This window comes from Nannocystis pusilla, from assembly GCF_020073745.1.
GTDB lineage: Bacteria > Myxococcota_A > Polyangia > Nannocystales > Nannocystaceae > Nannocystis > Nannocystis radixulma.
In genome coordinates this window covers 210,445-222,668 of sequence record NZ_JAIRAU010000005.1, presented here as the reverse complement: position 1 = coordinate 222,668, position 12,224 = coordinate 210,445, and the positions used below count along the sequence as shown (strand labels likewise).

The window sequence follows — 12,224 nt, the reverse complement described above, 5'->3', positions numbered from 1 at the left end:
CGAAGGGAGGAGTGGGGATGGTCATCGCGTTCTACAAACCCTGTGAGCGGTATCGGCACGACGATCGACGCGGTGCACCTGTGCGCGCTCTTCCCGATCCGCCATCTCGCGCCACCGGTCAGCGGGCTCTTCGCCGTCGGCGCGCCCGCGAGCTGCAGGATGGCCACACCGCCGAGGTGACGCGGGTCTGCGCCGACGGCGCGCGTAACGCCTGCTCGATGCTGCTGTCCGCGTGCCGCCGGGGAGCGCATGCCCTCGGCTACCGGCGCCTCGTCACCTACACCCTGTCCTCCGAGCCAGGTGCATCGCTCGGCGCGGCGAGCTGGCGCGAGGTCGCCGCGGTGCGTGGCTGGTCCTGGAGCTGCGCCTCGCGCCCCCGTGACTCGATGGCGATCCGTGACAAGCGCCGGTGGGAGGCGGCGCTTCCCGCCCTAGCACGCGCACAGGCCGTTCCCAACGCCAACCAGGAGCCCCGCCATGTCGCTGCCTAAACTCGCCGCGCGCGTCGTCCTCGGCTACGTCGGGCTGGTCGAAGGGACGGCCGCGCTCATCCGCTTCCGGGAGCGCTCGACGGCCTTCCAAATGGCGGCCGAACGCGCCACGGCTCTCGGACGCCGGCTCGTCGTCATCGGCGATCCCGACGCGGGCATGCACACCCGTCTCATGCGGGCCTACGGCTGCGGCGACGTGTGCATCGACATGAACGGCTGCCCGGGCTGCCCGATCACGATCGTCGCCGACATCACCAAGGGCCCGGTCGCCGACATCCCCGACGACTCGGCGGTCGTGTTCGTCTCGTGCGTCCTCGAGTACGTGTCGGATCTGCACGCCGCCCTCCGCGAGATCGCGCGGATTGCCGGTAGCGCCGAGAACGTGTTCGTCGTGACGGTGCAGCCCTGGACTTTGACCGCGCGCCTGTACCCTGGCGCGCGCTGGCGCGGCACCGTCAGCAATGTCGCCGGGGCGCAGGCCGTCGACATGAAGCCGGTCGCCCTCGAGGAGAAGCTCGCCGTCACCGGCGCGCTGGGCCTCGCGTTCGCGGCCGCGTTCTGGCCGAAGGGACGGAAATGACGGCCATGGCTACGACCTCCAACATCGAGCAGGCCCTCGAGCTCGCGCGGGCTGAGGCCCGGGCGCTCTCCGATCAGCTCCGCCAGGCCCGTGCGGACCTGCACCGGCTGGGCATCGCCGACCAGAACCGGGCCCTGGTCTGCGCCGCTGTGTCAGGTGCTCTCGGCATACTGTGTGGTGTGGGGATCGGCTTGAGTGTTCGGAGGAAGTAAGGCGCGAACGGCACGTGAGCGATTGGGAGGTGGGCGTGAAGACAGGATATGATCGAGCGGGAAGCTTATTGACCGCTCCCGCAAAAGGGGGCGCAAAGCAAGCGGGTGGCTCTTCTTCGGCGTTGTTGAGAGCCGCGGAGGTCGCCGAACTCATCGGCTCGACCGAGGCGCAGGTGAGGAACATGCGGGCTCGCGGCCAACTTCCGCCCCCCATCAAAGTCCCGGGACTCGGCGTGCGATGGCGCAGAACCGACCTCGAGAAATGGCTCGCCCAGCTCGGGGAGCGGCATGGAGCGGTAGGTTAGATGCTGGAGGGAGGGGCTGGACGAGGCTCCAGTAGCCCTGACGAAGCTCAAACTTGCGCGGCAGTTCGGTTGGCAGCCGAGTTGCCGGCGCGTTCATTCTCTACCGATTTTTCAGGATTGATCAACTCGTGCTTGATTGCGGCCCTGCCCTGAGTTACCTCAGTTGCAGGGCTGCGCGGAAAGAGACGCGCAGATGATCAAGGTGCGACAGCGAACGGACACGAAGGAGCCTGCCTGGCAGGTAGACATCAAGGCCATGCCGCTCGGCGCGCTCAAGGCGAAGCGGTACCGGTACACGGCGCCGCGATCCATCACCAGCAAGTCGGCGGCCCTACGGTGGGGCGAGCAGGTCCGCCGAGAGATCGAAGCCGGGAGGCTGCCCCCGCAGAGCAGAGACGGCAAGACGAAGGCCGTCGAGGAGAAGGTCGAGCGCGAGGCGGCGGTTCAGCAGGCGCAGGAGGAGAAGCGGCCCACCACCATTCGGGAGGCCGTGGAGACCTACCTCGCCGACTGTGCAGGTCGAGGCAATGCTGCCTCGACGATCGAGGCGAAGCGGCTCAAGCTCGAGCATGTCGTCGCTATCGTGGGCGATGAGCCGGTGGCTGCGTCGGGAGAGGCCGAAGCGAGCAGGGTCCGCGCGGCGATGCGGGCGAAGGGCTACGCGGCCACGACCATCAATCAGGCGATGAACGTCTTCGGCATGATGCTGAAGCGCTGCCATGCGTTGCGTTTGCGGACCACCCCGCCGGAGGAGCTTGAGAAGATCAGGGATCGTCAGCAACCGATCCCGAAGGCGTACGACGACGCGACCTTCGAAGCCCTCGTCGCCGCCGCCACGGAGTTGGGCCCCGAGTACACGGCGCTCTACCTCGTGGGCGGCGAGACGGCTCTGCGGGTCGGTGAGCTCATCGGGCTCGAGATCCGTGACGTGGACCTCGAGCATCGCACGCTCCGAGTCGAGCGATCGGTAAGTCCGGCTGGGGAGGTCACACCGCCGAAGAGCGGCGAGACGCGCACGCTGTCTATGACCGAACGGCTGACGGCCGTGCTCGTGCCCTTCGTCGAGGGACGCATGAAGGGTGCCCCGTTGTTCGAGGGACGCGACGGTGGTCGGATCAGCCGATCGGGGGTCCGCCACCGACTCGGGCGCGTGCAGGCCATGGTCGGGCTTCCGACGAAGGGTGCTCACGCTCTGCGCCACTCCGCGGCGACCTCGGCGTTGGCCGGCGGCGCCGATCTCGTGTCGGTCCAGAAGCTGCTCGGCCATCAACACCTGGCTACCACGGTCGCCGCGTACCTCCACGACACCGGCGACGCGCAGGGGCGGGCGGTGACGGCCCTCCAGAAGGCGCGGGCGTCGGCGGCGCCAGTTGTCACGGATCCGTCACGGGCGCCTCGGACCCGGCCACACGTCGGTAAGGGAAGGCCCAAAAAGCGAAGGGATCACAAGTGATTAGCGTTAATCGCTCGTGACAATCGAATCAGTATCTGTGGAACAAGTTCTGAGCCGTCCTCGCCAAAAGCCCCTCCGCTGCCAAAACGCCGCGGATCTCCACCCGGAGGGGCTTGGGCGGGGAGGGCGACTTGCCACGGGTTGCCTCTGGGTGCCTCTGGTTGCCACAAATCTGCCCCAAAACCCGGACGACTTCGGGTAATAGTCCCGGCCGGCGAGCCCTGCAGTCGTCATGCTGGGCGGATGGGGGGGACACGTCCGTGCGGGTCGCAGGGCCGTCCAGCGCACGGGCCGGGTGGCCGGCCGCTGACCGGGGAGGTCGGCCACGCAGGCGCTTCCGTTTCAATCTCGCCGACTTGGTGAGCTGCCGGGCCCGGCCGAGCGAAATGCAGGGGTGGGCGGCATGCCCGCATGCGCGAGGCCTGGCACCTACATGCCGCGCCCGACCCACGCGTGCGATGCGGCGGTGCTCGTATGCCGGCACCTGGCAGGCTTTCTCGCGCGCATCGAGGAGCGTGGCCAGGGTTGGCTGCCGGACTTCGTGAAGGCCGAGCTCGAGGGCTTCGCGGGGTGCGGGGACTTCGAGCTCGGTTTCGTGCGGACCGCGTATCGCAGGTGCGGACGCTGACGGTCGCCTCCAGGTCGACAACAGCGAGCTGTACAGGCGCTCCTTGGGCAGGATGGCGCCGATCTGCCCCTCGCTGGCCTGGTCGGTCTGGCCGACGATCTTCCGCTTGTACGCGGCGGCGGCGCGGACGCTGCCGCCAGCACACGCGAGTGGGCCGCGCAGCGGTTGCATATCTGCCGCCGTCGCCCACGAAGACGTCATCGAGCACGAGACGACACTCATTGCGATGATGGCGGCCGGCTTCGGCCTCGCCTTTTTGCTCGGGCTAGCGGCGCGCCGCGTCGGCGTCCCGCCGTTGGTCGGTTATCTGCTGGCCGGCATTGCAGTCGGCCCGTATACACCCGGTTTCGTCGGCAACGCCGAGGTCGCCGATCAGTTCGCCGAGATCGGGGTGATCCTGCTGATGTTCGGGGTCGGCCTGCACTTCTCGCCGCGTGAGTTGCTGGCCGTCCGGAAGATCTCGTTACCCGGCGCGGTGGTCCAGATCTTCGCCGCCACCGCGATGGGAGTCGGCCTGACGCTCGCTTGGGGCTGGTCGTGGGGCGCCGGTCTGGTGTTCGGGCTCGCGCTCTCGGTCGCCAGCACCGTCGTGCTGCTGCGCGCCTTCGAGGAACGCGAGTTGCTGTCGTCCGCGGACGGCCGGATAGCGATCGGCTGGCTTATCGTCGAAGATCTGGCGATGGTCCTCGCGCTCGTGTTGCTGCCCGCCCTCTCGGGCCCGCTCGGCGGCGCGAGCGGCGGCCCGGACGAGGTCGGGCTGCTCGTCGCGTTGGCGACGACCTTCGCCAAGCTGCTCGCGTTCCTCGTGCTCATGTTCTATGTCGGCCGCCGCGCTGCGCCATGGCTGCTGATTTTCGTCGCCCGGACCGGGTCACGCGAGCTGTTCACGCTCAGCGTGCTCGCGCTGTCGTTCGGCATCGCCGTCGGCGCCGCGACGCTATTCGACGTGTCGTTCGCTCTCGGAGCGTTCTTTGCGGGCGTCGTGATCAGCGAGTCGCACATCAGCCGTCAGGCCGCCGCGGACGCGCTGCCGATGCAGGATGCCTTCGCGGTGCTGTTCTTCGTCTCCGTCGGCATGCTGTTCGACCCGGCGATCGTGTTCGAGCAGCCCCTCCATGTGCTGTATGTGGTGCTGATCGTCCTGCTCGGCAAGTCGATCGTGGCGCTCGGGATCGTGCTCGCGTTTCGCTACCCGCTCCGGACGGCGTTGATTGTGGCCGCTAGCCCGGATTTCTCACCACGCACAGCGGAGCCTGCTGAGCGGCCGCCGTCGACCTGGCGCGGGGCGCTCGGACGGCGGTGACATGAGCCGCAAGCGACGGACGGCGAGCGCGCGAGATCGAGCTGTATGCCGGCTTACAAGTCCGGCGGGCGCCTTCCGAGCGACATGTCCATGAGGACAGACGACCTCCTGCGCAGAGAGGCGCATCCATCACGCGGGATGTTGTCGAGGCCGTCAGCGTTTCATGAGTGAGCTCGGCGGAGGTTGTCGAGGGCTCGCCACCAGACATGCTGGAAGGGAAAGACCGAGCTGAGGGAAACGCAGATGCGGCGGACCGAGGTCGTGACGATCGCACCGATCTTGAGCAGCCGCGTGCGGATCGTGGAGACCTGGGCGTGCGCGAGTTCGGTGCTGGCGAGGGCGATTCGGCGGAGCTCGTTCAGGATCATGTACGCGACCGAGGAGAGCCAGAGGCGCAGTTGATTGGCCCGCAGCGTGTGCGCGCTGGTGCGGTCGGCGAAGAGGCCGAGTTGCTGCTCCTTGATCCGGTTCTCCATGTCGCCGCGGGCGCAGTACAGGTCCTCGTAGAGGCCGCGGGCGTCGTACTCGTCGCAGGACAGGTTGGTGGCGACGAAGCGCGGGTTCTCCTTGTCGGTCGTGTATTCGGCCTTGCCGATCACGCGACGTTCGCAGGACCAGGACCGGTTCGTCTCGTATCGGAAATCCTTGAAGACACGTGCGTTCTTGCCGGTGCGCTCGGCGATGGCGCGGGCCTCGTTCATGTCGTCGTCGATCTCCGCGATTAAGCGAGAGTTCTTCTGCAAGCCCAGGACGAAGAAGAGCCCGTTATCCTCGCACCAGCGCATGATGTCGTCCCGACAGAAGCCCGAGTCGCCGCGCACGATGATCCGCGCGCCTGGCCAGCGCGCGAGGATCTGCGCGACGATCCGTTCGAGTTCCTCGACCGCGTGGCTGGCCGGCTGCTCGTTGGCGGTGTTCAGCGCGGCACCGAGGAGGAAGTCGCCGCAGAAGACGTACAGCGGCAGGTAGCAGTAGCCGTCATAGAAGCCGTGAAAGAAGCGGCCCTCCTGCTGACCGTGCACCGGGTCGTCGGTCGCGTCGAGATCGAGGACGATCTCCGCCGGCGGTTCAGCGTGCGCGGCGAGGAAGGTATCGACGAAGAGGCGCTGGATGGCGTGGTCGTCGTAACTGATCTTCTTGTAACGCTCGTCTCCCGCGACGCTCGGCGTCGCCAGCTCCAGGCGGTTCAGTGTGCTCTTGCCCGCCAGCGCGTGACCCCGGTCGCGCTCCCGCTTGCGCTGCTCGCCAGTCGGATCGGCCTTGCCGACCGCCAGCGCGAGCAAGGCGTCGTCGCGGAGTGTGTCGTGGTCGTTCAGATCCTCGTAGCCGCACAGCAGACCCAGCACGCGCTGCGCAAGCAGCTCCTCGACGGTGTGCTCGATGCGGCTCGGATCGCGGTGGTCCCGGAAGCAGGACGCAAACCTTCGAAACACACCTGAACTCTTGGTCAGCTCGCGCAGCAGCAGCAGACCGCCGTCCGAGCTGACCCGTCCCGCGTCGAACGCCGCCTCGACACGGCGTCGACCGGCAGGTTGAAAATCGAACTCGGCGCGGATACACCTTGTCGCGTTCCGGCCGTACCACTTGGTGAGAGCATCTCGTTTCACACCCGCTCTAACTCGGGAAGTACGGCCGGAATTCCTATCCGTGGTGAGAAATCCGGGCTAGCCTGGCTCAGATCGGTGAGTTCTCGTTCATCCTCGCCAGGCTCGGCGTCGAGCTCCAACTGCTCCCGATCGCGGGCCAACAATTGCTGCTCGCCGGGGCGCTGCTGACGATCACCCTCAACCCGCTCGTGTTCGCAGCGATCGGCCCGATGGAGCGCGCGATCCAGAAGCGACCGCGCCTGGTACGGTGGCTCGAGCGCCCAGCGGGCCCGCTCGCCGAGCTGCCCCCGGCCGTCGAGCCGCAGGCGCTCCACGACCATGTGGTCCTGATCGGATACGGCAAGGTCGGCGAGCCGATCGCCAGGGAGCTCGCGCGCCAGGGGCTTCCGCACGTCGTCGTCGAGCAAAACCGCGAAGCGGTCGAGGAACTGCGTGGACGCGGCGTACCGGCGATCTACGGCGACGCGACCCGGGTCGAGATCCTCGTGCATGCGCACATCGAGCGCGCCCGACTCCTCATGGTCGCTACCTCCGATCCGCTGCAGGCTCGGCTTATTGTCGAGCACGCCCTGCGGCAGAACCCGCGGATCGACATGGTGGTGCGCACGCATAGCGACGCCGAGCGCGACTACCTCGAACGCAACGGGGTGGCGCGAGTGGTCGTCGCCGAGCGGGAGGTCGCGCTCGGGTTCATCCGCTACGCGCTCAACTGCTTCGGCGCCCCCCAGCACCTCGCGGAGGCCGCCGCGGAGACGCTACAGGTCGATCGCAACAAACCGAGCTCGCCCGCTACGAACGCTGGCTGATCGACGTCGAAGTGGACCGGGGCGTCAGCGGCCCCCCGCGTCTGCGCGCCAGGTGGGCCAGCCCGAACAATTACCGGGATGGCGATGAAGCGCCCGCCATGTGTGCTTCATGTGGGGTGGTCTCTGCCGATCTGCATAGCCCAGATCCGCCGCGCGCAGGCAGTCGGCGTCGAACGGCTCCCCGCGCCGTCACTTCGCCTCGGGCGGATCGCGCAACGCTTCCTCGCTGAGATGTTCGTGTTGCAGCGTGATCACTTGTAGCGCGCTTGCACGCCGCTCGGTATCACGTGCCTTCCGGAGCACCCGGTCGGCTTCGGCGGTTTGGCCGCGCTCCTGGAGGTCCCGAGCCATCTGTTCGAGCAACATCACGCATTCCTCGAGCGCCCGGGTCACTTGCCAGAGGCTGTGGTCCACGGCCTCGGTGACACCGGCGAGCAGCGCGCTCTTGCTGAAGGCGTGCCCGGTGTGGCAACGGAACCGCGTCACGTTACCTTCCTTGAGCTCGACCAGAGCGCCGTGGCACTCGGGGCAGGTGAACGGGCTCAACTCCGTGCACTCCATGATACCTCGCGCGAATGCATTGCCGCCGCCGGCGACAGCGACCTCGATCTCCATCTGCCTGTCGGGGTCGCGGGCAGTTTCACTCGCAGCCGCGGGCCCCTGGCGCGACAGACGAGCGAGCAGGGGTCCCATGTCGCGGGCCGGCAGGGAGTGGTCGATCTCGACCTGCTCCAGCGCGTTCAGCGGCATCGCATTATGAGCGGCATCCTCGGGGTCCTGAACCACCGTGATGCCGCCGAGCCGCTTGATGCTCCAAAGCCCCGAGGTGCCGTCATCGAGGACACCCGACAGGACAACGCCGATGACCCGGGTGCGATACGTGTACGCAGCCGAACGGAACAAGGCGTCGATCGAGGGGCGGAAGCGGTTCTCCCGTGGGCCCTTCTTGACGCCGATCCGGTCGCCGTCGATCAGCAGATGGTGGTCGGGCGGCGCGACATAGATCTGCCTCGGCCGAATCCTGTCCCCGTCTTGCGGATGGACGGCCGACAGCGGCCCACTCCGGCTCAGGATCTGGGGCAGACGGCTGACTGCATCCGGAGGGATATGCAGGACGACGAAGACGGCGCCCAGGAGGTCCGTCGGCAGACCCGACACGAGCTGCTCAAGGCTCGTGACGCCGCCGGCGGACGCCCCGACGACGATGATGCTCGAACTCGGTTCCATAACTGCTCCGGGGGAAGTGTAGTGAATACGATGGATGCCACCGATCTGCAGCCACGCCGTCGCCGACGGCATGACCAGCCGTGGCGTCCGCTGCGCCGCTCTTCGAGCCTGGCGCCCACCGCCCGGCCCTGCCGGCGAATGCCGATCTACGGCGACGTGAGTCCACCCCCGGCGCGCGAGTCGCCCCGTTGCGGCGGCCGCCGCAAATCGCGCCGCCGTCGAACGACAGCGTGTGCCGGCCCGCGCATCGACCGGGCTCATCGGATACGCGCTTGGCAGTGGTCCCCCGGGGCCACCGGCTAGCGACCGATCGCGTCACCGCGGAGCCTTTGGTTCAAGTTCGAGGTGCGCCCTTCTGCGAGTACGGCGTCAGGGACCTGTCGGAGCTCCCAGACGATTCCACACCACTCGAGGCACTTCAGGACATAGAACGTCACGTCCACTTCCCACCAGTAGAAGCCCTGGCGCGCGGCGCCCATGTAGTGATGATGATTGTTGTGCCAGCCCTCGCCGAGGGTGAAAAGGGCGATGAGCCAGTTGTTTCGACTGGTGTCAGCGGTGGCAAAGCGCCGCTTGCCCACGACGTGGGCGAGCGAGTTCACCAGGAAGGTCGCGTGCCAGACGAGGACGGTGCTGAGAAAGAAGCCGACGAACAGGCCGGACCACCCGAGCGCGAGCCACACGACAAGCCCGAGGCCCAGCGGTGGCACCAGCCAGTGCTTGTCGAGCCAGACGAGCTCGGGGAATTTGGCCAGATCGCGGACCCGATGGTGCGCCCGGACCTCACTGCCGCGCTCAGCCAGCCAGAGCACGTGCGAGTGCCAAAATCCGTGCTGCACCGGCGAGTGCACGTCCCGCGGCGCGTCGGCGTACTTGTGATGGTTTCGATGATGCGCGGCCCACCATAGTACGCCCTTCTGCATCGTGCTCTCGGCGACGATCGCCAGGATGCACTGGAACCACCGGCTGGTCTTGAACGTCCGGTGCGAGAAATAGCGGTGATAACCCGCCATCACGCCGAGCAGCCGGACGAAGTAGAGCACCGCACACACGATCCAGTCGATCGGCCGCGCGCCGGTCCACAGCGCGGCGAAGCAGAGCAAGTGGACCGAGATGAAGGGGATAAAGCCCACCCAGTCGTAGCCTCGCTCGCGGTGCAGGGCCGGGTCCATGGATATCGACGGGAGCGCTTGATCGGGCATCGGCAAAGTACCCTCACTGTGCGTCACCACCGCTGCCGCGCCCGTCGTCGTTGCGTAACCACGCGTCGCCGTTGTGTCGTCGAGGTCGCCGATTCGAGGTTGTGCAGCGGGCGCCGCAGACAGAAAGACTTGGTTGAGTCGAAATCTGATTCGAAAGACAGGACCCCGCCGTTTGTAGTCATGAAGGCGGGTCTTGCGCTCGAGGGAGAGCGGGGCGCCAAACCCGCGGTCTGCGGATCGAGTGGAGCGCATGGCTGGTGAAGCGCAGCGGTCCCGCACGGCGTCCGCTGCACGCCTCGCGGCGTGCGCGAACCGCTCACCGGGGCGCGCTCGGCCGGTTCTCCATCATGATCATGACGATGACTGCCGACCGACCCGTGGCGCCTGCCTCTCGCGAAGAGGCGGCAGTTCGCCTGCTCGCGCAACAGACCTTCAGCCGGGTCGCCGGTGCGCCCTTGATCGAGGGCAACGCCGTCGAACTGCTGATCGACGGCCGGGCCAACTTCGACGCCTGGCTGGCGGCGATTCGCGCGGCGCGCACGTCGATCCTCCTCGAGAATTACATCTTCGACGACGACGCGTTGTGCCGTGAGTTCCGCGATGCGCTGGCCGAACGCGCGGCGGCGGGCGTCCGAGTGTGCGTGATCCGCGACTGGCTGGGATGCCTCGGCAAATCACGGGATCACATCTGGAGGGCGCTGCGCATGGTCGGGGGCGAGGTCCGCACGTACAACCCGTTCAGCGTCGCCAGTCCATTCGGATGGGTTTCCCGCGATCATCGCAAGCTGCTGGTCGTCGACGCCGAGGTCGGCTTCGTCTCGGGGGTGTGCATCAGCAAGGAGTGGCTCGGCGATCCGGCACGCGGGATGGCGGCCTGGCGGGACACCGGGATCGCCCTGCGCGGGCCGGCGGTCCGCGACCTCGCGGTGGCCTTCGCCGACAACTGGGCGAGCCTCGGGGACAGGCTGCCCGCTGGGTTGTCGCTCCTCTGCGAGACGCCGCCGATCGCGGGCGACACCGCCGTGCGCGTGGTGGCGACATTACCGAGCACGGCTGGGCTCTATCGCCTCGATCAGATGCTCACGGCCCTGGCCCGGCGGACGCTGTGGCTGACGGACGCATACTTCATCGGCACTTCACCGTACGTGCAGGGGCTCGCGGCCGCCGCACGCGACGGCGTGGACGTGCGCCTGCTGGTGCCGGGCTCGAGCGACCTGCCGGTCGTCGGCGCGCTGTCACGCACGGGCTTTCGCTCGCTGCTCGCGGCCGGGGTCCGCGTCTACGAGTGGAACGGGCCGATGCTTCACGCGAAGTCGGCGGTGGTCGACGGCCGCTGGGCGCGGGTCGGCTCGAGCAACCTCAACATCGCCAGCTGGATGGGAAACTGCGAGCTCGACGTGGCGTTCGAGGACGAGGCGTTCGCGCGGCGCATGGAGGCGCAGTACGAGGAGGACCTCCGCGGGGCGACCGAGGTCGTGCTCCGTTCGCGCCGCCGCGGTCAGGCCAAGGGGTCCGGGCCGAGCGCGGGGTCTGGAGGCGCCGCCGCGGGTGCCTTGCGCCTGGCGAATACTGTGGGCGCCGCGATCACGAATCGTCGGGTCCTCGGGAGCTCGGAGGCGGGGATCTTGCTCGGGGGGGCGTTGGTGCTGTTGGCCACCGCAGGGGTCGCTCTGTATTGGCCGCGGGCGCTGGCCTGGCCGCTCGCCGCACTCGCGCTGTGGTCGGCATTCGGCGTGATCGTCAGATACATCGGCGTCGTCCGCAGGGCGAGATCGCGGCGACGCACGGCGCCGTCGTGAGCCTCGCGCGGTCGGGCCCGGCGCGGCGGAACCGCGGAGGGGCACCACGCTCCCCGCCGCGCATCGGGGGCTCCAAGCCGGACGCGGACACCCCTCGCACCAAGCCGCGAGGCCGCCAGCCAACTGGCCGCCGCGACAAGGAACACCACCTGCGCCTGTCGCCCGTAAGGACAGATTGCTCCGGTCGGGGCAACCTCCGCGAGCCCAGCCGGCGAGTCGCTGGCCCGAGCGCAGTCAGCGACTCTGCTTGCGGGTGGCCGGAGATTTCACGATGCTTCGCCGCCCGCGCCGGCTCGAACGAAGTCGCAGTAGAGCAGGCACTGCACCATCAACGTCGCCGGAACGAGCTCGTTTGTGCCGACAGCCGAAACCGCTGCATCGTCATCGCATGAGCTGGGACAATTCGTCTCGTGCCGCGTTGAGCTCCGCCATCGCGTTGCGCAGCCGCTCCCCCACGATCTGCTTCTCGGCCCGCTCCGTGACGACGAGTTCGGCCATCGCAACTGTCAACTCGCCCTCGGCGACCGTCATCCTCTGCTCGGCGGCGGCGAGCCTGTACCTGCGTCGAATTTTGCCGAACATGACCTGACTTTCGTAGGCCGTCAGTAGCG

Annotated in this window: 11 protein-coding genes and 1 pseudogene; 8 read left to right on the top strand and 4 right to left on the bottom strand. The window is 67.9% G+C overall.

What is annotated here, in order from left to right:
- Positions 1-17: 17 nt before the first annotated feature.
- From K7C98_RS08825 to K7C98_RS08800, 6 genes and pseudogenes are all read left to right on the top strand, one after another.
- Positions 18-491, top strand: coding sequence for an XF1762 family protein (locus K7C98_RS08825; protein WP_224191136.1), 474 nt, complete (start codon positions 18-20; stop codon positions 489-491).
- A complete protein-coding gene (locus tag K7C98_RS08820; protein WP_224191135.1) occupies positions 478-1,071 on the top strand; it encodes a class I SAM-dependent methyltransferase in 594 nt (197 codons plus the stop codon). The genes K7C98_RS08825 and K7C98_RS08820 overlap by 14 nt, the downstream gene beginning before the upstream one ends.
- A gap of 172 nt (positions 1,072-1,243) precedes the next feature.
- Positions 1,244-1,588 (top strand): helix-turn-helix transcriptional regulator, encoded by a 345-nt coding sequence (locus K7C98_RS44675; RefSeq protein WP_346660272.1) that lies wholly within the window; start codon positions 1,244-1,246, stop codon positions 1,586-1,588.
- A 193-nt stretch (positions 1,589-1,781) separates the two neighbouring features.
- The gene (locus K7C98_RS08810) at positions 1,782-3,041 is read left to right on the top strand and encodes a tyrosine-type recombinase/integrase (protein WP_224191134.1); all 1,260 of its coding nucleotides are present in this window, start codon (positions 1,782-1,784) and stop codon (positions 3,039-3,041) included.
- Between the two features lie 433 nt (positions 3,042-3,474).
- Positions 3,475-3,669, top strand: coding sequence for a hypothetical protein (locus tag K7C98_RS08805; RefSeq protein WP_224191133.1), 195 nt, complete (start codon positions 3,475-3,477; stop codon positions 3,667-3,669).
- A gap of 199 nt (positions 3,670-3,868) precedes the next feature.
- A pseudogene (locus K7C98_RS08800) lies at positions 3,869-4,894 on the top strand (cation:proton antiporter); the annotation flags it as partial.
- Between the two features lie 239 nt (positions 4,895-5,133).
- Here the strand turns inward: K7C98_RS08800 and K7C98_RS08795 are convergent.
- Positions 5,134-6,579 carry an IS1380 family transposase gene (locus K7C98_RS08795; protein ID WP_431312826.1) on the bottom strand — a complete coding sequence of 482 codons (1,446 nt, stop codon included), beginning with the start codon at positions 6,577-6,579 and terminating at the stop codon, positions 5,134-5,136.
- A gap of 143 nt (positions 6,580-6,722) precedes the next feature.
- Here K7C98_RS08795 and K7C98_RS08790 point away from each other — a divergent pair, with 143 nt between their 5' ends.
- Positions 6,723-7,385, top strand: a complete 663-nt coding sequence (locus tag K7C98_RS08790; RefSeq protein ID WP_224191131.1) for an NAD-binding protein — start codon at positions 6,723-6,725, stop codon at positions 7,383-7,385.
- Positions 7,386-7,574: 189 nt separating this feature from the next.
- Here the strand turns inward: K7C98_RS08790 and K7C98_RS08785 are convergent, their stop codons facing one another.
- Entirely contained in the window at positions 7,575-8,684 is a 1,110-nt protein-coding gene (locus tag K7C98_RS08785) for a chemotaxis protein CheB (RefSeq protein WP_224191130.1), read from the bottom strand.
- A 227-nt stretch (positions 8,685-8,911) separates the two neighbouring features.
- Positions 8,912-9,784, bottom strand: coding sequence for an acyl-CoA desaturase (locus tag K7C98_RS08780; protein WP_224191129.1), 873 nt, complete (start codon positions 9,782-9,784; stop codon positions 8,912-8,914).
- A gap of 389 nt (positions 9,785-10,173) precedes the next feature.
- On the opposite strand from K7C98_RS08780, the gene K7C98_RS08775 reads away from it, so the two are divergent.
- Positions 10,174-11,613: a phospholipase D-like domain-containing protein gene (locus K7C98_RS08775; RefSeq protein ID WP_224191128.1), complete on the top strand. Its 1,440-nt coding sequence runs from the start codon at positions 10,174-10,176 to the stop codon at positions 11,611-11,613.
- A gap of 381 nt (positions 11,614-11,994) precedes the next feature.
- Here K7C98_RS08775 and K7C98_RS08770 read toward each other — a convergent pair whose 3' ends face one another.
- Positions 11,995-12,144 carry a hypothetical protein gene (locus K7C98_RS08770; RefSeq protein WP_224191127.1) on the bottom strand — a complete coding sequence of 50 codons (150 nt, stop codon included), beginning with the start codon at positions 12,142-12,144 and terminating at the stop codon, positions 11,995-11,997.
- Between the last annotated feature and the right edge of the window lie 80 nt (positions 12,145-12,224).